General features: G+C 55.0%; 21 protein-coding genes. 17 read left to right on the forward strand and 4 right to left on the reverse strand.

The window, feature by feature from the left end:
* Positions 1-38 precede the first annotated feature (38 nt).
* The 10 genes from ABD971_RS23365 (at position 39) to ABD971_RS23410 (ending at position 14,540) form a co-directional block, all read left to right on the forward strand.
* Positions 39-1,046, forward strand: coding sequence for a hypothetical protein (locus tag ABD971_RS23365; protein WP_345326064.1), 1,008 nt, complete (start codon positions 39-41; stop codon positions 1,044-1,046).
* A gap of 252 nt (positions 1,047-1,298) precedes the next feature.
* Positions 1,299-2,705: a hypothetical protein gene (locus ABD971_RS23370; RefSeq protein WP_345326066.1), complete on the forward strand. Its 1,407-nt coding sequence runs from the start codon at positions 1,299-1,301 to the stop codon at positions 2,703-2,705.
* Positions 2,706-3,051: 346 nt separating this feature from the next.
* Positions 3,052-5,172, forward strand: a complete 2,121-nt coding sequence (locus ABD971_RS23375) for a GumC domain-containing protein (protein ID WP_345326068.1) — start codon at positions 3,052-3,054, stop codon at positions 5,170-5,172.
* 52 nt (positions 5,173-5,224) lie between these two features.
* Entirely contained in the window at positions 5,225-6,547 is a 1,323-nt protein-coding gene (locus tag ABD971_RS23380) for a glycosyltransferase family 2 protein (RefSeq protein ID WP_345326070.1), read from the forward strand.
* 129 nt (positions 6,548-6,676) lie between these two features.
* The gene (locus tag ABD971_RS23385; protein WP_345326072.1) at positions 6,677-7,978 is read left to right on the forward strand and encodes a glycosyltransferase family protein; all 1,302 of its coding nucleotides are present in this window, start codon (positions 6,677-6,679) and stop codon (positions 7,976-7,978) included.
* Between the two features lie 61 nt (positions 7,979-8,039).
* Positions 8,040-9,002: a glycosyltransferase family 2 protein gene (locus ABD971_RS23390; protein WP_339943928.1), complete on the forward strand. Its 963-nt coding sequence runs from the start codon at positions 8,040-8,042 to the stop codon at positions 9,000-9,002.
* Complete coding sequence (locus tag ABD971_RS23395) at positions 8,999-10,339, forward strand: glycosyltransferase (RefSeq protein ID WP_345326074.1); 1,341 nt, start codon at positions 8,999-9,001, stop codon at positions 10,337-10,339. The genes ABD971_RS23390 and ABD971_RS23395 overlap by 4 nt, the downstream gene beginning before the upstream one ends.
* 101 nt (positions 10,340-10,440) lie before the next feature.
* Positions 10,441-11,112, forward strand: coding sequence for a sugar transferase (locus ABD971_RS23400; RefSeq protein ID WP_345326076.1), 672 nt, complete (start codon positions 10,441-10,443; stop codon positions 11,110-11,112).
* A gap of 49 nt (positions 11,113-11,161) precedes the next feature.
* Positions 11,162-12,151, forward strand: coding sequence for a glycosyltransferase family 2 protein (locus tag ABD971_RS23405; RefSeq protein WP_345326078.1), 990 nt, complete (start codon positions 11,162-11,164; stop codon positions 12,149-12,151).
* 133 nt (positions 12,152-12,284) lie between these two features.
* Complete coding sequence (locus ABD971_RS23410; RefSeq protein WP_345326080.1) at positions 12,285-14,540, forward strand: NAD-dependent epimerase/dehydratase family protein; 2,256 nt, start codon at positions 12,285-12,287, stop codon at positions 14,538-14,540.
* A gap of 26 nt (positions 14,541-14,566) precedes the next feature.
* Here the strand turns inward: ABD971_RS23410 and ABD971_RS23415 are convergent, their stop codons facing one another.
* Complete coding sequence (locus ABD971_RS23415) at positions 14,567-15,418, reverse strand: hypothetical protein (protein WP_339943938.1); 852 nt, start codon at positions 15,416-15,418, stop codon at positions 14,567-14,569.
* A 149-nt stretch (positions 15,419-15,567) separates the two neighbouring features.
* Between ABD971_RS23415 and ABD971_RS23420 the strand changes: the two genes are divergently transcribed.
* Positions 15,568-15,831 (forward strand): hypothetical protein, encoded by a 264-nt coding sequence (locus tag ABD971_RS23420; protein ID WP_339943940.1) that lies wholly within the window; start codon positions 15,568-15,570, stop codon positions 15,829-15,831.
* Positions 15,832-15,939: 108 nt separating this feature from the next.
* Here the strand turns inward: ABD971_RS23420 and ABD971_RS23425 are convergent, their stop codons facing one another.
* Both ABD971_RS23425 and proC read right to left on the reverse strand, forming a co-directional pair.
* Positions 15,940-16,176: a hypothetical protein gene (locus tag ABD971_RS23425; protein ID WP_339943942.1), complete on the reverse strand. Its 237-nt coding sequence runs from the start codon at positions 16,174-16,176 to the stop codon at positions 15,940-15,942.
* 148 nt (positions 16,177-16,324) lie between these two features.
* Complete coding sequence (proC, locus tag ABD971_RS23430; RefSeq protein ID WP_345326083.1) at positions 16,325-17,134, reverse strand: pyrroline-5-carboxylate reductase; 810 nt, start codon at positions 17,132-17,134, stop codon at positions 16,325-16,327.
* 199 nt (positions 17,135-17,333) lie between these two features.
* Between proC and argB the strand changes: the two genes are divergently transcribed.
* The 6 genes from argB to ABD971_RS23460 all read left to right on the forward strand — a co-directional run bounded on the left by argB (position 17,334) and on the right by ABD971_RS23460 (position 23,642).
* Positions 17,334-18,197, forward strand: a complete 864-nt coding sequence (argB, locus tag ABD971_RS23435) for an acetylglutamate kinase (RefSeq protein ID WP_339944039.1) — start codon at positions 17,334-17,336, stop codon at positions 18,195-18,197.
* 131 nt (positions 18,198-18,328) lie between these two features.
* Positions 18,329-19,927, forward strand: a complete 1,599-nt coding sequence (locus tag ABD971_RS23440; RefSeq protein WP_345326085.1) for an aminotransferase class III-fold pyridoxal phosphate-dependent enzyme — start codon at positions 18,329-18,331, stop codon at positions 19,925-19,927.
* A gap of 81 nt (positions 19,928-20,008) precedes the next feature.
* Entirely contained in the window at positions 20,009-20,959 is a 951-nt protein-coding gene (argF, locus tag ABD971_RS23445) for an ornithine carbamoyltransferase (RefSeq protein WP_339943947.1), read from the forward strand.
* Positions 20,960-20,983: 24 nt separating this feature from the next.
* Positions 20,984-22,165 (forward strand): glycosyltransferase, encoded by a 1,182-nt coding sequence (locus ABD971_RS23450; RefSeq protein ID WP_339943950.1) that lies wholly within the window; start codon positions 20,984-20,986, stop codon positions 22,163-22,165.
* A 56-nt stretch (positions 22,166-22,221) separates the two neighbouring features.
* A complete protein-coding gene (gene rph / locus ABD971_RS23455; protein WP_339943952.1) occupies positions 22,222-22,932 on the forward strand; it encodes a ribonuclease PH in 711 nt (236 codons plus the stop codon).
* 104 nt (positions 22,933-23,036) lie between these two features.
* Positions 23,037-23,642 carry a thymidine kinase gene (locus ABD971_RS23460; RefSeq protein ID WP_339943954.1) on the forward strand — a complete coding sequence of 202 codons (606 nt, stop codon included), beginning with the start codon at positions 23,037-23,039 and terminating at the stop codon, positions 23,640-23,642.
* A gap of 191 nt (positions 23,643-23,833) precedes the next feature.
* Here the strand turns inward: ABD971_RS23460 and ABD971_RS23465 are convergent, their stop codons facing one another.
* Complete coding sequence (locus ABD971_RS23465) at positions 23,834-24,781, reverse strand: DNA integrity scanning protein DisA nucleotide-binding domain protein (RefSeq protein ID WP_339943956.1); 948 nt, start codon at positions 24,779-24,781, stop codon at positions 23,834-23,836.
* Positions 24,782-24,909: the final 128 nt, after the last annotated feature.

Consider the following 24,909-nt stretch of genomic DNA (forward strand, 5'->3'; position numbering starts at 1 on the left):
CGGTGCGAAACGAACAGGAACCAACAGGGGTGATTGCGATGCGATGGATTTTGCTGATGATCGTAGGCGGGCTGCCTGCGTGGGGTTGGTCACAGACGTTCGAAGTGATTCAGCCCTCGGGGGTTCGTAGCACGGTGATCGAATTGCAGCGTGATTCGATGCAAATTCGCGACGCGTCGGCCGGCCGGTTAGTCTATTTCCGTGATTCGCGATTTGATTCGCTCGACGGACAATATGCTGGCTATTTCCATCCTGATCTGAATCGTGTTTTGCGATTCCCTCGCTCCGGCCGAGGTGACATGTGGATGGCGGATTTGGATGACGTGTCGCCTCGTTTTCAACCGATGACCGGTGTGCTGCGTCCGACCGACCCTCGTTCGCCGCCTCCCCCCGGTTTGAACCAGGGATTTTTTCCAGGCGGGTTTGGACCGATTCCGTCATTCATGCCCGCACCGTTTGTTCCCGTGCCGCCCGTTTGGAGCTCAGGAATAAGTGCCACGATTGGACCCGCTCCGATTTTCGCCTACCCGCCGATTCATCATCGACCGCAATCTGTGCTGATTGATTCTCAGATCGTTGCAGGGCCTGCGTTGCCCCCGGTCACTATCGGACTTCGCAATGGAGGCCCTAGCGATCTGGTGGTCACGATTGTGAATTTGAAAGACGATTCGAAGACGGAGCAGGTCAAAATCCGGTCAGGCGAGGTGGTCAACCGTTCGTTTTCACGCATCCCGGCTGCGGAACGGATTGATACCTACCGCGTTCTCAATGAATTCGGCGATGTGGTGACTCGGCAAAAAACGCTGCCGCTTCCGGCCGAGGTGCTGTATGAGATCGTCGTGCATCAGTGGCAGGTTCAATCGATCGCGATTGACCGCACGGGAAAGAGTCCCAATGTGATCGAGGACATTCATTATCAAGGCAAGGGGCTCGGTCGTTTCCCGTTGCCCGCCGGGCGCGAGCTTCAATCCGGGGTGATCGATGTGTTTCGAGCCGCCGTCAATCAAGGCAATCCGGCGACGGTCGCCCCCATCACCACTCGCTGACACGCACGGCAACCCGCCCCTATGGAATCGCCGCCTGCTGGATCGCCGCCGACCAATCTGATTCGTGGCCGTCCAAATTGCTGAGAATGGTTCAGCATTGAATATGGCTGATTCGCCCACCGCAGTGTCCCATTGGACCTGCCCCCTTCCGCAATTACATTGGGTAGGTCCACCCGATCGCGTGAATCAACGATCTGCGTGATCAGGGATCCGGCATTGTATTTGGTTGCTCGCCAGTCATGTTCACTCTGCATGTTCCATTTCATCGCCCTTAGTGTCGCAGTGCTGATGCTTTTTGTGGCGAGATTTTACTCGCCACGGCATGCGGCTCGCGCCGGCTGGGCCGTTGCTTTTTTGGTCCCCACATGGCTGGCACTTGTTGTCGGCGCGGCCGATATCACCGTGCGGTGTGTCGTTGCTTTGATGGCAGTTGCTGTCGTCGTGGTGAAACCACGTCAATTTGCCTTCGCCGGTTTTTCTTGGATCGATCTGCTGCCGGTTGTCATTGTGGTGACAGCCGCGATCAGCACGACACTGAACGACCACTTCAGCCCCACGGTCATTCTCAGCTTGCTAGCGCAATGGGTGTTTCCCTACATGTTGGCGAGACTGATCCTGATTCACGACCAAGACGCAATCGATTTTGTTCCGTTAGCCGCAACGCTTGCTTTGCTATTGGCAGTCGCGATGATTTTTGAATCGGTCGCGGACTACAACCTGTTCAACACCTTGCTCGGTCATGAAGGATCGACGCAAGGCGACTCGGGGCACCGCTTGGGACTGAAACGAGCCGAGGCTTGGTTCGGACATCCGATTTACGCCGGCCTCGTGCTGGCCCTGGCCTCTCCGTGGGTGCTCACGCAAACCTACCAAAGTTATTGGGGACGCGGATCTAAATTTTGGCTGATCGCCCCCGTGATCTTAACGATGGGAACCGTGGCGACTTTATCACGCGGACCTTGCATGGTTTTAGCTGGCGTGGTTTTCGGACTACTCTGGTATTATTTTCCACCCATACGTCTATTCTCGCTATTTGCTTGTGTCATAGCGATCGCACTTAGTATCGTGATGGTGCCAACGATGCTAAAGATGGCTGACGCGATCGAAAACAGCGATGGAATTCATAAGATTAAAATTGAGGGTGAAACGTATACGTATTCGGGGACTCGACATCGCTACTTACTGTTTGCCGTTTATAAGAAACCGCTTTCTCAAGTCGGCTGGATCGGGTTTGGCAACTGGGGCACATTACCCAAACACGAAGCTATGTTGGAACCTCATCTACGAGGTCTCTTTTTGTCGGTCGACAATCATTATCTGCTGCATTATTTAAATACCGGTGTCGTCGGTTCGATCGCATTCCTCTTGCTTCCCATCGGCATTTTTGTGGCATTTCTGCGACAACGAGCGACTTTGACGCAGAAGACCGAGTTCTTATTGGTTGCCTTGCTTTCCTCGGTCATGGCAACATCGGTCGTGATCGTGACTGTATGGATGGCAGAAGCCTATAGCTTTGCATTCTTATTCAATTCGGGGTGCATCGTGGGGCTTCTCATTTCGGCTCGACGATCGACCGCCGTGGTAGCACGTAAAGCTCGCCGCTTGCCAACGCTGCAATCCCATCCGATGTCCACGCCAAATCAATACACATCTTTCTAGTATCGGAAGGATCGCTATTGCAATTGGTCTAGCGGTGAAGGTTGATCCATTAGGCTTCGCGCGAAGCGTGCTTCAAAAAAAAGATATACCGAAGCGCGAAATCCGATATGATTGGGGTACTGAACCCCCTGACCCTATTTCATTCCGCTTAGAATGAACTTGGTTGCGACCCACGGTGCGATTTTTGCAGGCGAGCACCGCGGGAATTGCGGCGGTTCTCTATACGTTTTCCCCCTCGCAACGATCCGCATCACACCGCACCCTATCAATATAAATTGCTCTATCGCACCGCGACGCGAACAAAGCAATGCAAGTCCAAGCAACGCAAGTCCAATAGGAGCCTTGAATGCTAAGTCTGCAAAATGACAACGTCGAGCAACCTCACGAATTAATCCAGGGCAGCATCAAGCGAGCATCAGGCGTTCATTCGGTTCGATTCGATGAATCGCATGACAATGAACTTTTTAGCCAGTTTCTGAAGCGCTCGGTCAAATGGTTTGTGATCGCCAGCATACTTGGCGCGGCGGTCGCATGGTGGGCGGGAGATCGATTTGCCAAAGACACGTTCACTTACACGGGGCGTTTGACGTTAGAGCAGAGCACGGTGGGATATCCTTTTTTCGCAGTGCCGTTGGCAACCGACATGGTGGTGTTAATTGATGCACCTGACACGATCCGCGAGCTTTATGAATCGCTACCGTTGACCGATCCAGAATCCGCGACTGCCAAAGCGATTGAGGTCCAAGCCACCAAGGGCGCATTTGACATCGTGCTCGAATATGGCGCCGCGGACGCTGAAACGGCCAAGCAGGTAGTGAACACGTTGATGCAAATTGTGGGAGACAAGTCACGCGAGATCCGCAACGGAACGATCACCAAACATCTTGAAACGCTTGACAAACGAACCGCTCAATTGGCCGCCGAGCGAACCGCGACGCAAGCCACTTACGACCAACTTTGCTTGGCGCACAACAGTCACGATTTGCATGCCGAGATCGATGCCAACTTGATCGCCAAACGAGAAGCCAAAGCGATCTTGGCGCGACAGCGAATTTTGATCGAACTTCGCAAGCAAAGCATTGCGCAAATGGAACAGCAAGCTGCCGACGCTCGAGCGGGCAAGTTTGCCGAAGAAAAACGCACCATCATGCAGGGCGAGGTCATCCGTTTGGCCGAACAAGAACGGCGAATGATGTTGACGGACCAATTGCATGAACACCGTCGCCGCGAAACGGCCAAAATCAAATTAGATTCGAAGCTAAAAGAACTGGCCAATCTGAAATCCCTTTACGACCGCAACCTGGTGACTCAATCCGAGTACCAAGCGTTGCAAAGTGAGATCGACGTGCTGCGTCTAGAATCGGGCGACGATGAAACCACCACAGCCATCAGCGGCTCGATCACTAAAATCTTTGACGACATCGACTCAGGCGGCTACGTCGACGAAGCAGTGAAGAGCAAAATCTTAGTGCAACTCGATGAACGACTTCGTGAAGAGCAGGAGCGACTGAAATTGCTCGAAGCGGAATACACGAGCTACCAAGAACTGATCGCAAAACTTGAGGAGGACTACAAGTCGTTGGTCGAATTGTCGCCCAAGCTGCGAGATTTCAAAGTCGCACTCGAAAGCATCACGCATCAGCAAGACCGGGTCAAAGAAGAACGTCAAGCGATGGAACGGTTGCTACAAACCGACGGTTACGTGCTGAAGACCACCTCGCCAGCGTCTCCGGCGTTGATCCCCGTTTCCAGTAACAAGACCAAGATGATGGTGGCTGGATTTGGTGCCGGTTCGATGTTCCTGTTGTTGCCTGCACTATTGATCGAATTCTTTCGCGCCAGCCCGAATCAGCATGAGCGACTTGCAACAAAGCATGGCTTGCCGATCCTGAGCCGGCATGATCGCGGTTCATCCAAGCGACAGACTGGCGGCACCACGTCTCGGATTCTGGCGTCGCGGATCCAGCGATTGAACCTGCCAATCGGTTCGTCGGTGGCGTTGGTGGCAACGGGACGCAAAGCATGCCCCACAGGAATCTTGTTTGGCGCGGCTTCGCATTTGGCACGCGACGGAGGGCGAGTCCTGATCATTGAAGTGGTTGCGGCAGGAAAAATCACGCCGTTCCCCAGTGAATATGCAGTCGAGTCCATACAAGATCAAGAAATGCAGATCAGTAAAACAGACAAAGTGGACCGGCTATTGATCCAAGATCCCGCTTTGCTATGTGACGCCATGAGTCATAACACCTGGGATGAATTGGCCGCCAGTATTCGATCGTACCAGTACATCATGATCGGCGGGCTCAGTGCGAGCGACCCGACCACGGCGACGTTGGTGGCCAGCGGAGCCGATGCCGTGATCGTATGTTCCCTTGAGCGTGACGGTGCCTCCCCCGCAGCCACCAACTTGATCAACGACCTGATCGATTTTGATGCAAGGTTACTCGGAGCCGTGATCGCATCTTGACCACTTCCGCAGACACACCGATTTTAATTTTATACCGCAACATGTTGACCCCATGACGTTTCCTCACGCACTGATCGATACGATTCTTTGGACGATGGCAATTTCGATCGCCGTCCCCTTGATCGTTTTCGGCAGCGAGTGTTTGTTGGCTGTGTGGCGAGGTGCAAAACAGCATCCCCACGAACGCGACTTCTCCGACGCCGGCGGGATCGATCGCGAGTCACGTCCTGCGGTTGACGTGATCATCCCCGCCCACAACGAAGAACTTGGGCTCGCTCGCACGCTTGATTCCGTGATGACATCACTGCGATCCGGCGACAAGATCTATCTCGTCGCCGACAATTGCAGCGATGACACCGCAGCCATTGCAAAGCGTTTTGCAGAAGATTTGACGTCGCGAAACGCATCAGCGGGCATGATCGTCCTTGAGCGATTCGATCCACAACATCGCGGAAAAGACTACGCCCTGCGTTTTGCCTTCGACGCCCTCGAGCTAACGACACAGTCTGAGCTAACGACACAGCCTGAGCTAACGACACGGCCTGAGCCTACATCGCTGTCTGATCGCGTGGTGGTCATCATCGATGCCGACTGCAAGGTCTGGCCCGACACGATTGATCGGTTGGCGATCCAGGTCACCCAGACACAACGGCCTGCTCAAGCGTGTTATTTGATGCAGCAACCCGAATCCATTCCGATCACCGCGCCGCGTGCGTTGTCCGAATTTGCCTTTACCGTCAAGAATTTTGTCCGTCCCTTGGGGCTGTCTCGAATCGGCGGTGCATGCACTTTGCTGGGGTCTGGGATGGCGTTTCCACGTCAAGTTTTACAGCGGCTTAGCGGTCCCGGCGGCCATCTCGTCGAAGATATGCGATGGACCTTTGATTTAATTTTGGCGGGATGTCCCGCGAAGTACTGTCCCGAAGCAAAGTGCTTAGCCACCTTTCCGACGAATCCCGGAGCGGCCGATACTCAGCATCGCCGCTGGGAACATGGCCATTTGCAATTGGTCGGCAGCCAAGTTCCAAGGTTGATCCGAGGCTGGATCCGCAAACCGACACTCGCTTGTTTATTAGCGGCGTTGGATTTGATGGTGTTGCCGTTGTCGTTATTGATCATGGCGGCGGCCCTTATCGGCACCATGTTAACGATCACTGCGTTGTTGGGCTACGCGACAGGGCCGCTGGTGACATGGTCGCTTGCGATGGGGATCGCTGGCACTGGGCTCGCTTTGGCATGGTCACGTTTTTGTCCTCGCCGAGCAACGATGGGAATGTTTTTTGCTATCCCGTTTTACGCCGTTCGCAAATTGTCGCTCTATACAAGTTTTATCTTTCAACGTGAGCGAGCATGGATTCGTACCGATCGAAATTAGTGAAGCGAAGTTAATGAAGTAGAAGTGAAGTGACCGTCGTCAGCAGATGAGTAGAGCCCGTCAGCAAATCAGCTGGCGTTGGATCGTAAAATATCAAACAAGCGACCTGTCTTACAACACGATAAATTGATGTATTTAATCCTCACTTGCCAGCCGTACCAACTGCACGGCAATCAGGTTTACTTGACAGCGGATAGAGCACGCCAACTTCGGTTACTGCGAAATTCGTTGGATGGAAAGTTTGGGCAACTCACCTTGCTCGCCCCTTCGGTGGTCGACGGTTCGGAATCGGCATTGCATGCGGATTGCGACGCAGGACGCTTGCAAGCGTTTAATCCCGCCAACGAAGAGATCCGTGTCGAACCGGTGCTGCAACACATATTGCCCAACAGCCCCGGTCACTGGAAAAATATTTTACAATCGTTCACTCAAAGTGCCTGCGTTTTACAACCCGAAATCAACAGTGCCGCCGATGCGGTGATCGCCGATGGTATATTTCAGTCCACCGGCGTTTCACACCCGATTGTGCTGGTTCACTCGGATGCGTCGAGCGGCGACCATCATTCTCGCTCGCGAACCGCGTTGCTGCGAGATCGATTGACTCATCGACGCTGTCGGCGCAGTTGTGAACGCTTGGCCAAACGATCCGAGCTGAGTCTTTTTAGTAGTGAAAGCTCGATGCGTCAGTATTCTAAATACGCTCGAAATTCGCGAATCTTTTGCGAGCCATCGATTTCGAATGACGACGTCATTTCCGAAGCCGATCTGCTGAAACGACTTTGCTGCGACACCCCTTCGCTGCCATTACGCTTGGTTTCGCATGCCCCGCTGGAAAACAAGTACGGCGTCAACCTTAGCATCGCAATCATTCGTTACGCTCGCAACTTCGGAGCGAACGTCTCTCTGGACATTTATGGCCAGGGTTTTCAGCGATCCGAACTGCAGTATCAAATTGCCAAACTTGGGCTGACCCGCGAAGTTCGTTTTCAACAACATGCCTCCAACGCCACCGAATCGTTGCAACAACAGCGGCAATACGACGCGATGCTGTTGACCCCTGTGATTGATTGCGACTTGCAACCCTTTTTGTCGTGTTACTCTTCGGGGCTGCCGATGCTTGGATTTGATCATTCATGCTTTGCCAAACAGATAGCCGCAGACAGTGCGGGAATAATTTTACCACAGCACGATCTTCAGCGATGTGGTCAACAAATTGCGGAGCTAGAACTTCACCGCGGCCAACTGATTGAAATATCGCTCAGTGCACGTCAGGCTGCCTGCCGACACTCGCGAGAAAGCTGGTATGCCAAGCGAGCCGAATGGACACTCGATGCTATCCCACGATTCCCACGCACATCGTTACCGGATGTCCTGCCATCGGCCGCCTCGGCTCAACAACACGATCCTGCATTAAGCGGATTGCCAACCTGAGACGCAAATAGGTGCCGATCCGCATTGCGATTGGCCCCCGTCATCGAATCGCCTTCCTGCCATGAACATCGTTACCATCATCGTCAACTACCGAACAGCGTCGTTAACCGTCGACTGTTTGGAGTCGCTCGAACCGGTAGCGCGTCAACACTCTAATTTTTCAGTGGAATTGATCGACGGCGGCTCGGCGGACGATTCCGCGGCGTTGCTTGCCGCGACGATACAACAGCGTGATTGGCATTCGTGGGTCCGTTTGACGGCGTTGCCGGACAACAATGGTTTTGCTGCCGCAAACAACATCGGCATCACGGCCGCATTGGCTCGGGCCGACCGTCCCGAAGTGATCTGGTTGTTAAACCCCGATACGGTCGCGTTGCCAGGTGCGATCGAACCGCTTCTTGACACCTTGCGAGCGAATCCAGCGGTGGGGATTGTCGGCAGCCGGTTGCAATACCCTGATGGCGAAGCCCAGACATCCGCATGTCGCTTTCCGACAATCCGTAGCGAGTTTGTCGATGCGATGCGATTTGGTCCTCTGACGAGAATGCTCGAAGATCACAACATTGCCCCTGACCCGCCCGACCATGATTGCCCGGTGGACTGGGTTGCGGGGGCCAGTTTTATGATTCGCAGCGAACTGATTGACAAGATCGGCATGTTTGACGACCGCTATTTCATGTACTACGAAGAAGTCGATTTTTGTCATCGCGCGCGGCAGGCCGGTTATCAAACTTGGTATCAACCCGCCAGCCGCGTGATCCATTTAGTCGGCCAATCCTCGGGTGTGACAGGCGCACAAGCCGTGTTGAAACAGCGGCCGCAATATTGGTTTGATTCACGACGTCATTATTTCATTTCGAAACATGGCATATTGCGAACCGCAGTGGCAGACGCCGCTTGGCTGGTCGGACGTGCCATTTGGATTGCCCGTGCAATCGTGCAACGAAAACCGGCGATCGATCCTCCAAAACTTTGGCGTGATTTTCTGTTGAACAGCGTTTTTGTTCGAGGGATCATCCGATGAACGACACGCATTCGCACGAGCGGCAAGCGACGCGTGTTGCTTATTTGGTCAACCAATATCCCTCGATCAGCACCACCTTTATTCGCCGCGAAATTCACGCACTGGAACGACTCGGTCATAGCGTAACACGTTACGCTATCCGCCGACCTTGGGTACAAGTGGTAGACCCCGAGGACAAGCGAGAGGAAACCCGGACACACTACGTGCTGGATCTGCCGATCTACGTTTTATTGGGATCGGTTGCCGCAGTCGCACTGTCCCACCCGATCCGCTTTGTGGCCGCGATTCGCTTAATGCTGACGTTCTTCCGGAGTGCGGGATCTCTGTTTCGCCACCTTATCTATCTGGCCGAAGCGACCGTGATCAAACGCTGGAGCGATCGTGACCAGATCACTCATCTGCATGCTCACTTTGGTACCAACTCGACGACGGTGGCAACGCTTTGCCGTCAACTTGGCGGCCCCAAGTTCAGTTTTACCGTGCACGGGCCCGAGGAATTTGATCGACCGATTCAGCTGGCACTCGGAAAGAAGATTGCGTGTTGCGAGTTTGTGGTTGGGGTCAGCCGGTTTGGCTGCAGCCAACTGTATCGCTGGGCCGATTTCGCGGATTGGCCCAAAGTCCATTTGGTGCGATGCGGATTAGATGAAACGTATTTTAATTTCGCTTGGACGCCAGTGCCGCAATCGCCCCGTTTCTTGGCGATCGGACGACTGAATGAGCAGAAAGGAATGCCGCTACTGATTCAAGCGGCCGCGAAGCTTGCCCGCGATCACGTTTCATTTGAATTGACGATTGTCGGCGATGGGCCGCTGCGAGAGACGCTGCAAACATTGATTGAGCAACATCAACTTCAATCTCGCGTGGTGCTCGCCGGTTGGAAGACGGGCCCCGAAATTCAGACGATGATCCAGCAGAGTCGAACACTCGTGATGCCGAGTTTTGCCGAAGGATTGCCCGTCGCTTGTATGGAATCGCTGGCGCTTGGCCGCCCCGTGATTGCGACTGCGGTAGCAGGAATTCCGGAACTGATCCGCAGCGGTGTCACCGGTTGGTTGATCCCCGCAGGATCCGTCGCTGCACTTTGCCACGCCATGAAACAGGCGATCGACACCCCTCAGAAAGAAATCGAGCGTCGCGGAAACCGCGGCGCCGCAAGAGTGAGACAACGTCACGATGTCCGCCGCGAAGCGAAAAAACTGTCCAATCACATCATCGGCTTGACTGTCTCTAAAAAACGAAACCACCACAACGATCCTTCTCGTCGTGATTCTGCACTCAAGATTTTCCCAGACGATTCAACAACGGTTCCGTTTGTTTCCAGTAAAGCAAACTAGAAATTCCTTGCCTGGCCCCTTCACTGTAAACAGACTGAGATGATTCCGACTCGCTGATCTTCGACATCTTTTGACTCCTCGACGTGCTGAGACTTGCGATCATGACTGCGACACTGAGCAACCACTCACTGATTTTCACTTCGGGGCTACCGTCGATTGAGGGAACGGATGTTTATGGCCATTGCAAGCGAATTTTGGATGTTGCCATTTCGACCCTTGCGATCATCCTCTGCATCCCCTTGATCGTGTTGGTCGCCATCGCCATCAAATGCGAAGACGGCGGCAAGATATTCTATTGGTCGCCACGTGTCGGACGCGGCGGCCGCCGCTTTCAGTGCTTAAAATTCCGTTCGATGGTGGTCGATGCCGACAAGAAAAAAGAGGCGATGCGATTGCTGAATCAACACGCCGACGACCGCACATTTAAATTGCGACACGACCCAAGAATCACCAAAGTGGGGCGTTGGATTCGTCGCTACAGCATTGATGAATTACCACAGTTTTATAATGTGTTGTGCGGTGACATGAGTGTCGTGGGTCCACGTCCCGCACTGCTCGAGGAAGTCTTGCGTTACAACGTCCTCGATTACAACCGCTTTGATGTGCTGCCCGGATTGACCTGCATTTGGCAAGTATCCGGACGTGGCGACATTCCGTTTGACGAGCAAATCGTCATGGACTTGGAATACATTGGGTGCCGTAGTTTCTCGACCGACTTGAAGTTGATCATCAAAACAATCCCCGTCGTCTTGAGCGGCAAAGGCGCTTACTAAACACGTGAACATCGACGTATTCGCTTCACAACAGACAAGGTTGGGTCGGGTGTTTTCTGACATCGGCGTCGTCGCGATTGGACGAAACGAAGGAATCCGTCTCGAAGCATGCCTGCGTTCAGCACTGCGGGATTCGCCGCACGTTGTCTATGTCGACTCAGGCTCGGATGACAACAGCGTCGAAGTTGCGATTCAGCTCGGCGCCGACGTTGTGCATCTAGACCATAATCTTCCCTTTTCGGCGGCGCGTGGACGCAATGCAGGATTCGAACGTCTGATCGAAAAGGTTCCCAATTTGCAATTTGTCCAATTCGTTGATGGCGATTGCGAGATCGCGGAGGGCTGGATCGAAGTCGGCCGCAGATCGCTAAAGGAACACCCGGAACTTGCCGCCGTTTGCGGTCGTCGCCGCGAACGTTATCCCGATGCGAGCGTATTCAACCGGCTTTGCGACATTGAGTGGAACACACCGATTGGGGAGACACGAGCATGTGGCGGGGATGCGATCGTCCGCTGCGATGTCTTGCAAGCCGTCGGCGGTTATAACGAACAGGTGATTGCCGCCGAAGACGACGAAGTCTGTGTGCGAATCCGTCAACTCGGCTGGAAGCTACGACGCATCGACCACGAGATGACTCGGCATGATGCCGACATGCACCGTTTGTCTCAGTGGTGGCGACGTTCGGTCCGCTGCGGCCATGGTTTCGCCCAGGGATTTGCAATGCATGGCCGTCCGCCGGAACGTCATTTTGTCAAACCATTTCGCAGTGTTCTGTTTTGGGGTGGCTTGCTGCCGCTTGTCGCCATTTTGTTGTGCTGGCCCACGCGTTTTCTTAGCCTTGGCGTGTTGATGTTGGCGTATGGATTGCTGTGGGCCAAGGTGACGCGGACCTGCCGACGACGAGGATTGCCCGCATCGGTGGCAATGATTTATGCCGCCAGCTGCGTCGGGGGCAAGATCCCTGAATTTATTGGAGCGTGCAAATACGGATGGCGCCGGCTAACCCGCGCGACAACCCAAATCATCGAATATAAATAGAGAGAGTAGTGGAATGATCGGTTTACCCAATTCCCTGCTCACTCGCCCATTCACTGTTTAGCAACGTTCACTGTTTAACAACTTGTTTTAGACCTTGCTTAACCACTCGCCGAAAAACCTCGACCCGATCTTGATGAGACCACCTCGCCCCGCCCAACCGAACACTCGCCTTGCGGTTCCGCTGAAAGTGGGGTTGGTCGGCGCCGGCTACATCACCCAGTGGCATGCGGCGGCGATCCAGCAGCATCCGAATGCGGAACTCATCGCGATCGCCGACGTCAACCTGTCGGCGGCGAAGCAGGCTGCTGAAACGTTTGGCATCGCAAATCACTTCGCTTCGCTCGATGCAATGCTGGCGGCCAGCGAATTGGACGTAGTCCACGTGCTTGTTCCACCCGACGTCCATGCTGCGGTGGCCCGCCAATGCATGGCAGCAGGAGTACATGTGTTCGTTGAAAAACCGATGGCGACATCGTCGCTCGAGTGCGGCGACTTGATCACGACGGCCGAACGTCACGGCGTTCAGCTAGGGATCAATCACAACTTTCTATTTTCACGCGTTTACGAAGATCTGCGGCGATGTATTGAAAGCGGAAAGGTGGGCCGTGTCGATGCGATCGACATCGCTTGGAACAAACACCTGCCTCAATTAAATAATGGTCCCTTCTCGATCTGGATGCTGCGTGACCCTGCCAACCTGTTGCTCGAACTTGGGCCTCACGTCGTCAGCCCCGTGCTGGATTTAGCGACGTTTCCTGAACCGATCACCGGGATTGCGACACATCCGATTTCGCTGCCGCATGGCCGATCGATGATGCGTAACTGGGCATTTAGCATGACTGCGGGCCGAATCGCCGTTCAAGCTCGTCTGTCGCTCGGCAGCGGGATGAACGAGTTTTCGATCCATGTCCGTGGCAGCCATGGCAGCGCGACAGCCGACATCGAAGACAACACGTTTACGCTGAATCGGGCAACTCGCTATTCCATTGACTTTGATCGCTACCACCGCTTGAAACAAACAAGCCGGGATTTGCATCAGCAAGCCAAAGCGGGACTGCGTCGCTATATCGGCAGCAAACTGGGACTTTGCAAAAACGGCAATCCCTACGGTGAGAGTATCGCCAACGCGATTGCCAATTTCTATCAATCGCTGCTGTCCGGAAACGCGATATCCAAGCGATTGTCCGGAGCATCGGGGCAATCCGTGATCGAGCTGTGTGAACAACTTGGTCGCTGTGTCGTGCCCTCGGTTCCAAGTCATCGTGTTGACGAGCAGGCAACGAACGGACAGGCGTTAAACAAACGGGACGCAAGCGAGCAGGCTGGACGCGAGCAGGCTGAACGCGAGCAGGCTGAACGCGAGCGGGGCGATGCCGGGGAGGGCAACCGCAAGCCATGCTTGGTGTTTGGCGGAAGCGGTTTTATCGGCCAAGCACTGGTCCGCCGACTTGCCGAACAAGGCCGATGGGTTCGCTGTTTCGTTCGCCGTCCCCACGATGTCCCCGATCCGCTGCGTCATCCCCACGTCGAACTGGTTCGCGGCGACATGGCTAACGCTGATGACGTGGCGAAGGCATTGCAAGGTGTCGATGGCGTCTTCCACTTGGCACGCGGGATGGGCAAGACGTGGAACGATTACGTGAAATCGGACATCCAGCCCACTCTGCAGCTCGCAAAACAATGCGTGGACCTCGGCGCCGGCCGATTGGTCTACACCAGTTCGATCGACGCCTACTATGCCGGCTCCAATGCGGGCACGATCACCGAAACCACACCGCTGGATCCGCGAATCGAAGGCCGCAATTTGTATGCGAAATCCAAGGCCGTCATCGAAGATCATCTCGGCCAAATGCAACGAGACCAAGAACTCGACGTGGTGATTACTCGGCCCGGGATTGTGATTGGCAAAGGAGGCTCGCCCTTTCACTGGGGAATCGGCATGTGGACCGGTGAAAGTTTTTGCCAAGTGTGGGGCGATGGCAATAACAAACTACCGCTGGTCCTTGTCGACGATGTTGCCGAGGGATTGATCGCGGCGATGGATCACCCCGATATCAGTGGCGAGTCCTTTAATTTCGTCGCCGATCCGGTGTTGACGGCCAAGGATTACCTAAGCGAATTGCAACGCGTTTCCAACGTCAGCATCGATATCAAACCGACCAAGATTTGGCACTTTTACCTGACCGACATGGCCAAATGGATGGTGAAGACAGCGGTCCGTCATCCCGATCGCCGCAAGCCGAGCTATTACGATTGGGAATCAAGAACCCAAAAAGCGACATTCGATTGCAGCCGCAGTAAACAAGTCCTCCGGTGGCAACCGCAAAGCGATCGCCACACTCTGATTCAGCGTGGAATCGAAGACGCCATCGACGTATCGATGGCGTAGGTGGTAGGCGTGGTTCGCTTGGACGTTTATCGCCAAAGCGGCAAAGCGGGCAGGGTTGCAACGCCCGTGCTGGCCGGTGGCAATGCTCCGCTGTAACCTTGATTAGGTGCCGGATACAGCTCGGTGCTTCGCAATCCCGCTTGGCTGGATGATCGCCGCGGAGGATCGCTGGTCATGCGGCCAAGTGACGACGCAGCAATACGCGGTGGAGCGTAAACGGTCGTGGCCTGCGCAATCTGAGTTGTGGGATTCGAGAAGGCTTCCACCCGGGTGTTGGAATCGAGCGGACGCAAACGCGATGCAATCGCCTGTTCGCTTGTCGACGGGGGTGCTTGCTGCGGTGCAACGCGACCGACCGCTTCATAATCGATCTTCTGCTCGCGTTCCATTCGCACGAGTCGCTGAGGCACGTTGACCGTGCGTGTCTCGGCAACCCACTCGGTACGCGTGTTGGTGCGGTGTACGACTTCGTTGCGACTTTCCCAACGAGTTTGCGGCACATGATGGTAGGCCAAGGTGGGTTGGCGGAACGGGTTCCAACGCCCTTCCAAACGAGGCTGCCACTCGTACTGGACCACCGGCGTGTACACGGTTCGCGCTTCGGGTTTGGTTTCCGTCACGGTCTGAGGCCGATAGACGGTCTGCTCTCGCTGCTCCGTTTTGGTTTCCACAACGGGGCGTTCGATCGTTTTGGTGACCTGGCGATAAACGATGCCGGTCTGAGGATCGGTGTAGTAGCCTGGAGACGATTGTGCCGGCGCCGTAGACTGACCGTGAACGGTCGAGTTTGTGGCACAACTGAAAACTGCGATCGTCGAAAACGTTGCACAAAGATGAGCAACCGGTTGGACGAACCGCGAGCAAGCTCGCGACTTCATGGCAATCCTCCGCCGTATTCGGAAACAAGAAAAGAACGAAATTTCGTTAACCAACCTGAGGCAGCAATAAGCTGATTCCGTGCGTCCATGCACCAGGTCTGCTTGCCTTAGTTTCGGAAACTCAAAGCATCAATGCTGAGCCAAATCAAATGATTGATCAAAATTTACTTTCCATGCTTCGCTGCGTCCTCAGCGGCGAGCCTCTGCGGCCCGCAGAGCCTTCGTTTGTCGAAAAAATCAACGAATTGATCAAGAATGGCGAGCTGCGTGACCGCCAAGATCAACGAATTCGCGAGGGGATTGATACGGGCCTGATCCGTGAATCGGGCGGTTTGATGTACCCCGTCCGTGATGGAATCGTGTGCATGGTTGCCGATGAGGCAATTGTGTTGCCAGCAAACAAAGAAAGCTAGCAAGCGGGAGCGAACACCGCCGAAGACTTCGGGTTTACGAACCGGCTTTTGCAATCGGGGTCCTCCTTTACTGTCCCCAAGTCACTCTCCCCGACTCAGCAAACCGTTTCACCAATCGGGGCTGTCATCGCCGCGGGGATCGCCGCACCATTTCGCCAACGCGGCGACGGTAGCATCGCGTTCACTTGCACTGGTCCACAGCGAGTCATCGACATCCAAGCGGACTTCGTAGTCCCCTTCGTGCATACAATCCGGCTCGCCACAAAAGTGTGGAATCTCACTGACCCAAACGATTCGGTAAAGCGGGACGTGTTTGTCGTCAACTTTGATAATTGGTGATTCCATCGTTCTGATAACTTATGACGAGGTGAAAGTGATCCGGCGCGGCGGTGCAGGGTTGTTCTCGGTCGCCCTGGGAAAGTGAAGCAAAGATCGCCGACGTTGTAAAGCGAGCGGCGATTCGTGTGGAAATGGGATGCTAGAAATGGGAGGTTCAATCCGCAGCGAGTTCGCGACTTCGCCGCGCCGACGCTACCACAGCATCGATCAATGCCCCTCTTATTCCATTTTGCTCCAGGACTTGGACCGCGGCAATCGTTGTCCCCGCAGGACTGGTGACCGAATCCTTCAATTCCCCCGGATGGCGACCGGTTTCCGCGATCATCTGCGCGGTTCCCAGCACCGTTTGGGCGGCCAACTTCATCGCCAGCGGACGAGGAAGCCCCGCCAAAACACCGCCATCAGCGAGTGCTTCGACGATCAAGCAAACGTAGGCTGGCCCCGAACCACTCAGCCCCGTAACGCCGTCCATTTGGGATTCGAGCACCGGAATCGCCAATCCCACACTCGAGAACAGCGTCGTAATCCAGGCACTATCTTGTTCGGAAACATCGTCGGCACCGCAAAAAGCGCTGACGCCTTGACCGACCAAGCAGGGGGTATTTGGCATCACACGAACGACGCGTTGGTGGCCGATCCAACCGCACAGCGATTTGAGCATCACCCCGGCAGCGACGGAAATCACGAGTTTTCCATCCCAAAACCGATCGGCTTGCTGGGCCACTCTGCCAATCACCTTGGGTTTGACGGCCAGCATCACGGTATTGGCATCCCTGACCGCCTCGCTCAGATCGGGGCACACCTCGACGTGCGGCCGATTCTCGCTCCACCATTGGCGACTGGCCACATTGTGGTCGACAATCACCACATCCGCATCGTGGATGACTTGTTTATCGAGCATCCCACACACGAGCGCTCGTCCCATTTGACCGCCACCGACGACAGCTAAACGTTGTTTTTGCATTATTTTCCTTAACTAGACCCACTGTTTTGCTGTTTGCTGGCCATCTCAATTGACCCTCTGGGTGGCCGCATCTAAATTGATCGGTTTTTCCGTCTGCGGAAAGGCCACCAAAATCAGTCCAAATTCAAATCCAACAGACAAGAAGCGAGCGGAAGTGCCTGATTCGATCAAAAACGTTGACCATATTGGAGACTTTACCTTGGAAGAAGCGATCTCCAAAGCGAACACCCTGATCGAAGCGATGGGATGGATCCGTCAATTTCGAGGCAAAACGACGGTCATCAAGCTCGGCGGCAGTATTCTGGATGATCCTCACGAATTGATGCACATCCTGTTGGATGTGATTTTCATGGAATCGGTGGGGATGAAGCCAGTATTGGTGCACGGCGGCGGCAAGGCAATCAATCGCGAGTTGGCCGAATCGGGCATCGCTCCGAATTTTGTCCGTGGCCGCCGAGTCACCGATTTGCCCACGTTGGCGGCGGTCGAAAAGGTGTTGGCCGGAGAGCTGAACGTCTTCCTGACTCAAGAAATTGAGCGACTCGGCGGACGGGCGATGAATCTGTCGTTCCAAACCACCAATGTGTTGTTCGGGCAAAAGTTGGTGGATCAGCCCGATGAAGACCTGGGGTTTGTCGGCGAAGTGACCCGTGTCGACCGAAATGTGATCGAAGGCTTGTCGTACACCGACCAAGTCCCCGTGATCCCGTCGATGTGCGAAGGGGACGACGGCCAACACTACAACGTCAATGCCGATACCGCGGCGATGGCAGTCGCCCAGGCACTCGGAGCGGACAAGCTTGTTTTCTTATCCGACGTCAACGGCGTCCGACGTGACAAAGATGATCCGGATACCATTATCCATTCGCTGTCGTCCGCCGAGGCTCGAGAATTGATCAACAATGGTGTCATCAATTCGGGAATGATTCCGAAAGTCGAGGCCTGCTTGGAAACGCTCGGACGTGGTGTCAAGAAGGTCCACATCATTGATGGTAGACTGCGTCACTCGTTGCTGCTCGAAATCTTCACGACAAAGGGCGTGGGAACCGAAATACATCCATAAGGGGCAGGTCACTACGACATAAAACCGATCTTTTCCTCTCACTTTTCAAACTCAGCAGACGGAAACCCGCCCAGAGAACCGGGCGGGTTGGCCGTCGTTTTTTGTTTTTCACGTCACTTCAAAGCATCCTCATGAGCGACCCTGCAGACCCAAGCAAAGAAACGCCCGAGGAGTCCGGCGATCAGTCGCCCACGCTGCGAAGCGACGAAAATGAGTTTGCCGAGCAAATCGAGTTCGGCCATGACGCCCCCGTGATCGAAGAAACCGAGGTCAGTGCGGAACTCGACGAAGAAATCGAGGACGAGGATGAGGATGACGAAGACGAAGACGACGAGCAAGAAGAAGACGATCAAGATGAGGACGAAGACGACGTAGAAGAGGACGACGAATATGAGGACGAGGACGAGGACGAAGTAGAGGACGAAGAGTTCGAGGAGCTCGCCGCAGACCAAGACGAAAGCGCAGAGGAAGGTGCCGATGAGCCCGAACCGGCTGAACCACCGCTAGTCGCGGCGGCCGCTGAAATTCCAGCCGTCCGCGTCAACACGACCGCCACCGATTTCGCTCCCGCGTGGGCAACCCGACGAGCCCACGCCGAAGGCATTCGCTGCCAAGATGCGGCGGGGCACGCCTGGGTCGATGCCCTCGCCGGCCGAGCCAGCGCGGTGGGATTAGGTTGCAATGCGATTGGCGATGCGATTCGCCAGACCGCCGATGCCTACGTCGGTGATGCCTCGGCAGTGCGCGAGATCGCAGACGACGAACAGACCGAACTGGCGGCGGCGCTTCAGCAAGTGTTGCAGTCCGCGGGCAACCAAAACGCGATCACTGCGGATTCATGCTTGCTGTTTTCGGATGCAGATCTTGCCACAGAAGCGATGGTCACGTTTGCGCGAACACGCAATGCGGAAACGAGCTACCGAACGATCGCGCTTGCGGGGTCTGATCACGGACGGACGGCGTTGTGCCGTTCGGCCAGCGGGCAACCCGCGCTGCACCAAGGATTCGGTCCGATGGTGGCCGGGTTTGATCACGTCAAACCCAATGATTTAAAGGCTCTTGAAGCGGCGATCGATGAATCGACCGCAGCGGTACTGCTGTCCCCCGTAGATCTTAGCAACGCGGCTCGCCCCCTGGACGGCGACTATCTCAGCAAAGTACGCCGGATTTGTGATCAACGCGATTTAATGCTGTTGATCGACGAATCAAGACTCTGTTTCGGGGCCAGTGGATCGTGTTTCTCCTTCACGTCGCTCTGTGACATCCCGGTCGATGGGATCGTGATCTCGGCGGGTCTATTTGGCGGTCTCCCAGGCGGTTTGCTGATTGCATCACAGCGGCTTACTGGCCATTCGGTCCAACAATCGGCGAACTATCCGATGCAGCGGAATGTAGTACTGGCGATGCTAGACGAACTTTCGCGTCTCGGATTGCCTCATTCGGTTAACGAGTCGGCTCAAAACTTTGCGGTTGCGTTGGCAGAAGCGATCGCGGGCTTTGAATTCATTCGGGACATCCATGTGACCGGAATGACGATCGGTATTGAAACCGACTTGGCCGCTACGGAAATAGTCGGCGTTGCCGCGCGAAATGGACTTCGCATCGAACCTGCGGGGGAAACCTCGATCCGGTTGCAACCGCCGATCCACTTTAGCGACGCAGACCGCGACGCTTTGTTGGAGCGGCTTGTCGAAACGATGCAGGCGATGGAGCAAAGTGCAACGGAATGATCCGCCTCGCATTGCTATTCTGCTTTTTTGAATCAATCACGAATCTGTTACGAAATTAAACACAACGATGAGGCCGTTGCCGTGCAACACCTACTAAGTCTATTCGATATCGAAGTTGACGATTTACGAAGCATTCTTGCGACATCGCTCTCGCTAAAACAGCGGTTGGCTGCGGGAGATCGTCCATCGATCTTAGACCGTCGTGTGATTGCACTTTTGTTCCAGAAACCAAGTTTACGAACGCGAGTCAGCTTTGAAACGGGAATGGCTCAGCTCGGAGGCAGCAGTCTGTTTCTAGGCGAAGATGTCGGTTGGGGAAAACGCGAATCGCCTGCCGACTTCACCCAAGTGCTCGGCCAATTTGTCGACGCCGTGGTGTGCCGAGCCAAGAAACACGAACATGTCGAACTGCTGGCCAGCTTCAATGCGATGCCGGTCATCAACGGCTTGACCGACCTGTGCCATCCCTGCCAAGCGATGGCCGACGTGTTGACCGTGCGAGAATCATTGGGTGGTTACAAAGACAAACATATCGTGTTTGTGGGTGACGGCAACAATGTGGCTCAATCGGTCGCGTTGTGCACCGCGATGCTCGGCATGCGATTTACCTTGTCATGCCCGCCGGATTATGAAATGGATACCGATTGGCTTGCTCGCATCGCGGCCCGTTACCCCAAGGCTCGGATTGAAACCGTGACTGATCCGCACCGGGCGGTGGCCGAAGCCGACGCGATTTACACGGACGTTTGGACTAGTATGGGGCAAGAAGCCGAGATGGCCGCTCGCCGTGCCGCGTTTGCCAATTACCAAGTCAATGAAAAATTGATGGCGGCCGCCCCACGGCACGCGCGAGTGCTACACTGCTTGCCAGCCGTTCGAGGACAAGAGATTACCGACGCGGTCATCGATAGCTACCAAAGTGACGTCATTCGACAAGCAGGCAACCGCATGCATGCTCAAAAAGGGCTGCTGGTGTGGCTGCTCAATCGCAAGTGGATCGACGACAACATCAGCTCAGACCAAGCCATTTAGCGACGAGACCCAACGAGGATGAACATGCGGAACGAAGGCTCGTCAAGCGAGTTGGCACGACGGGACAAACGGCATGTCTTGAGTATCCTGGTCCCTAGCTACAACGAAGAAGCGACGCTCGAAAAATGTATCGACCGCGTTCGCGCGATCCAAAGCGATATGTTGGGACTCGAGATCATCATCATCGATGACTGTTCCGAGAATCGCAGTCGTGAGATTGCGGAACAGCTCGCCGCACGCTTCGACAACGTTCGTGTCTTGTTCCATTCGGTCAACCAAGGCAAAGGGGCGGCAATCCATACCGGCATCAAAGCCGCTACCGGTGACTTTGTTGCCATCCAAGATGCCGATCTCGAATACAACCCCGAAGATCTGCTGCGGTTGGTCGTGCCGCTGATTCAAGACGAAGCCGAAGTGGCTATCGGGTCGCGATTTTTCTCGCACGGCACCCATCGCGTGCTCTATTTTTGGCACACGATGGGGAATCGGTTCCTGACGTTCTTGTCGAACATGTTTACCGATTTGAATCTTACCGACATGGAAACGTGTTACAAAGTCTTTCGCCGCGATTTGATCCAGCAACTGGATTTGAAAGAAAAGCGATTTGGATTCGAACCCGAAGTGGTTGCCGCGGTGGCCCAGCGACGCGTGCGAATTGTCGAGATGGGCGTCTCGTACATGGGACGCACGTACGCCGAGGGCAAAAAGATCGGGGTGCGTGACGGGCTTCGCGCTCTGTACTGTATCGTGCGATACAACGCCCACAATTTGCCGGCACCGCTTCAATTCCTGTTGTATTTAATCGTGGGCAGTCTGTGTGCGATCGCAAACCTGGTGATCTTTCTCGGGCTGCTGGGGATGGATGTATCGGTGGGCGTTGCCGCTCCGATCGCCTTTGTGCTTGCCGCGGCGATCAATTATTGGATGTGCATCCACTCGATTTTTCGTCACCAATCTCGTTGGGGACGTTGGGGTGAAATTTTCTTATACACGCTCTCGGTACTGGTGATCGGAATCGTCGACCGTCAAACCACGCTTCTGCTAATCCATCAAACCGGCCCTGCGGCGGCAAAGCTGCTTGCAACGTTGGTCGGCTTGGTGCTGAACTTTGCCGCGCGGCGGTTGATCGTCTTTCCTGAAAAATCGTTAGGCCCCTGGCAACCTCAAACGACATCGATGTCCTCGGACGAACCGCTGCAGAACTAACTTTCCCCCACAACTTCTCTTCACCGACTTTCATCCATCGACACCGGACCCCCCTGATGACTTCCCCCGCTCGCCCCGCCGACCAACTTCGTGACGTGCAAATCGAACTCGGCTATATTCCCTCGAACCCCGCCAGCGTCTTGTATCGCTGCGAAGGGACGATTGTGTTGTGCACCGCGTCGCTCGAAGCATCGGTGCCGCCGTGGTTGGCCGGTCGAGGCAAAGGTTGGGTGACGGCTGAATACAGCATGCTGCCCGGCAGCACCCAGCCGCGGAAACAACGCGATCGTGGCGGAAAAATGGATGGCCGGACAACGGAGATTCAGCGGTTGATTGGCCGCAGTCTGCGAGCGGTGGTCGATCTTGTCGCGTTGGGCGAACGTTCGATCACAGTCGATTGTGACGTCATTCAAGCCGACGGAGGAACGCGAACCGCATCGATCACCGGCGGATTCATCGCGTTAGCCAAAGCGATCGAAATCGCGGTTCCCGGCAGCCGGATTGGTGATGGCCCGATCCGCGACAGCATCGCTGCGATCAGCACGGGAATTGTCAACGATGTCGCTCACTTGGACCTCGATTACAAATTAGATGTCGCCGCCGACGTCGACATGAACGTCGTCATGACCGGGGCGGGCAAGTTTGTCGAGATCCAAGGCACTGGCGAGGAAGCGACGTTTGACGACGACCAGCTCGCGGATCTGTTGCGATTGGCGAAAAAAGGAATCCGCGAATTGACCGGCAAACAACTCGAAGCACTCGCGTAGGCTTGCCCCCAAAATTTAGGCTGCCCCCTAATTTTAGGCCTGCTCCCTAATTTTAGGCCTGCCCCGAAACACAAGCTTGCCCTCAGAAAGGAGTCGTTGCAGTTATGGCCAAGTTGTACTTTTACTATTCCGCGATGAATGCGGGAAAGTCGACCGTGCTGCTGCAAGCGAGCTACAACTATCGCGAGCGGGGGATGAACACGATGATCCTGTCACCTGAATTGGACACGCGTTTTGGTGCAGGAAAAGTAACCTCGCGAATCGGATTATCCTCCGAGTCGATGACGTTCAACCAAGCGGACAACTTGTTTTCTGTCGTCCGAGGCCAGCACGATGCGACGCCACTGCATGCCGTCTTTGTCGACGAAGCTCAATTCTTGACTCGATTGCAAGTGCGTCAACTGAGCGACGTCTGTGATTCGCTTGACGTTCCCGTGATGGCGTATGGCTTACGCACCGACTTTCAGGGGCACTTGTTCGAAGGCAGCGAGCATCTGTTGGCGTGGTCCGATACGCTCTCGGAAATCAAAACGATTTGTCACTGTGGACGCAAAGCCACGATGGTGCTGCGTATCGATGCTAAGGGGCAACCGGTCAAGGACGGCAGCCAGATACAAATCGGCGGCAACGAACGTTACGTCTCGGTGTGCCGCCAACATTTCAAAGAGGGCATGTCGACTCGCCGCGACGACGAACTGCCGCTGCTGTAGCGGCTATCCACGCTCTGGCGAGCGTCGCTACAAAACTTTTCGAACCGATCCGAAAACGAGTAGCCAATCGCATCGGTAAGCCGTGGGCCGTAAGGCACCGGGTCGTGCGTGGGACCCGGCCGCTGACGCGTCGCGGCTCAGTAAATCAACATTCCGTTGACGAATTCCGTGACACCAAAGATCAGCAGGCTCTAGTTTTCAGGCGGTGACGAAGACGGCGGTTCAAAATTGAACTCTTGCCACTTCACCGCCTTGTCCATCGGCTCGATTCGCATCACTAAATGGCCGTCTTGGTACAAGCGAACGGTGCCGGTCGATTGGCTGACGACGACCGCGATCGCTTTGGTTTTTCGCGAAATCGCGGCGGCGGCCCAGTGCCTCGCCCCCAACCCTTTGCTCATCGTCAGATCTTCGTGCGAGACCTCGAGCATTTGCCGGCTCTTTTCGATCACGCCATCGCCCGCGATGATAAAGGCACCATCAAGCTGAGCGACCTCTTTGGCATCCTCTTGGACCTTCTTGTCCAGCAGATTGCGTTGCTTGCGGTTGTAGCCGCGGAAGGGATCGACCCCACTGTCGTTGGCATGCTCGAGCACCTTGCGAGTATCGCCGACGACGAACAGCGTTCCGACTGGTTTGCCTTCGCGGCCTTCGCGACCAATTTGGGCAGCCAAGTCGATCACCGCCTTGATCGTTTTCAGCGGCACGCGACTCTCGAGCATCTGCAGGTCACGGCTGGTCAATTGCCGCATCCGTTCATCGAGTTGCAGATGGCTGATCGAATCGAGCCGACCTTGTTGAAAACCGCTGTAAAGCGCGACGACTTCGCCATTGGTCCGAATCAATTCATCGGCAGCCGCTTCGAGCAGAGCGTGCTGCAGTCGTTCCAGCAGCGGGGCTTTTTCCTTGTTCAGGGCCAGCGGTTTTAGGCCCGCTTCGGAGGCCCCCTCGAGGTCTTCGGGCGAATCGACCGCAACAATAAACGGTTTATCGAGCGGCTGAGCCATCTCGGAGATTCGTTTCCAGTCGGTTGAACCATCAAGCAGCAGCAGCAAAGCGTCCGCACCGCGATCACGAAAAAGGTCGATCGCTGCGCGAATCATCGCCGCATTATGTTTCGTCAGACGTTGTGTCGCCATTGCAGGGCGAACTCGACAAGTTGGGTGTGATTCAAACTGGGTAATTTAACAAGAGAATCCAAGTATTAGCGAAGCAGCCTGAACCGGCAACCAGATCAGCCCCGAAATCTGCGTTTTGTGGGCTGGAT

The sequence above is a fragment of the Novipirellula rosea genome, assembly GCF_039541335.1.
Lineage (GTDB): Bacteria > Planctomycetota > Planctomycetia > Pirellulales > Pirellulaceae > Novipirellula > Novipirellula rosea.

Coding starts and splice junctions, on each gene's coding strand:
- ABD971_RS23365 (WP_345326064.1), top strand. CDS start 39: ATGCGATGGATTTTGCTGATGATCGTAGGCGGGCTGCCTGCGTGGGGT.
- ABD971_RS23370 (WP_345326066.1), top strand. CDS start 1,299: ATGTTCCATTTCATCGCCCTTAGTGTCGCAGTGCTGATGCTTTTTGTG.
- ABD971_RS23375 (WP_345326068.1), top strand. CDS start 3,052: ATGCTAAGTCTGCAAAATGACAACGTCGAGCAACCTCACGAATTAATC.
- ABD971_RS23380 (WP_345326070.1), top strand. CDS start 5,225: ATGACGTTTCCTCACGCACTGATCGATACGATTCTTTGGACGATGGCA.
- ABD971_RS23385 (WP_345326072.1), top strand. CDS start 6,677: ATGTATTTAATCCTCACTTGCCAGCCGTACCAACTGCACGGCAATCAG.
- ABD971_RS23390 (WP_339943928.1), top strand. CDS start 8,040: ATGAACATCGTTACCATCATCGTCAACTACCGAACAGCGTCGTTAACC.
- ABD971_RS23395 (WP_345326074.1), top strand. CDS start 8,999: ATGAACGACACGCATTCGCACGAGCGGCAAGCGACGCGTGTTGCTTAT.
- ABD971_RS23400 (WP_345326076.1), top strand. CDS start 10,441: ATGACTGCGACACTGAGCAACCACTCACTGATTTTCACTTCGGGGCTA.
- ABD971_RS23410 (WP_345326080.1), top strand. CDS start 12,285: ATGAGACCACCTCGCCCCGCCCAACCGAACACTCGCCTTGCGGTTCCG.
- ABD971_RS23415 (WP_339943938.1), bottom strand. CDS start 15,418: ATGAAGTCGCGAGCTTGCTCGCGGTTCGTCCAACCGGTTGCTCATCTT.
- ABD971_RS23420 (WP_339943940.1), top strand. CDS start 15,568: ATGATTGATCAAAATTTACTTTCCATGCTTCGCTGCGTCCTCAGCGGC.
- ABD971_RS23425 (WP_339943942.1), bottom strand. CDS start 16,176: ATGGAATCACCAATTATCAAAGTTGACGACAAACACGTCCCGCTTTAC.
- proC (WP_345326083.1), bottom strand. CDS start 17,134: ATGCAAAAACAACGTTTAGCTGTCGTCGGTGGCGGTCAAATGGGACGA.
- ABD971_RS23440 (WP_345326085.1), top strand. CDS start 18,329: ATGAGCGACCCTGCAGACCCAAGCAAAGAAACGCCCGAGGAGTCCGGC.
- ABD971_RS23450 (WP_339943950.1), top strand. CDS start 20,984: ATGCGGAACGAAGGCTCGTCAAGCGAGTTGGCACGACGGGACAAACGG.
- rph (WP_339943952.1), top strand. CDS start 22,222: ATGACTTCCCCCGCTCGCCCCGCCGACCAACTTCGTGACGTGCAAATC.
- ABD971_RS23460 (WP_339943954.1), top strand. CDS start 23,037: ATGGCCAAGTTGTACTTTTACTATTCCGCGATGAATGCGGGAAAGTCG.
- ABD971_RS23465 (WP_339943956.1), bottom strand. CDS start 24,781: ATGGCGACACAACGTCTGACGAAACATAATGCGGCGATGATTCGCGCA.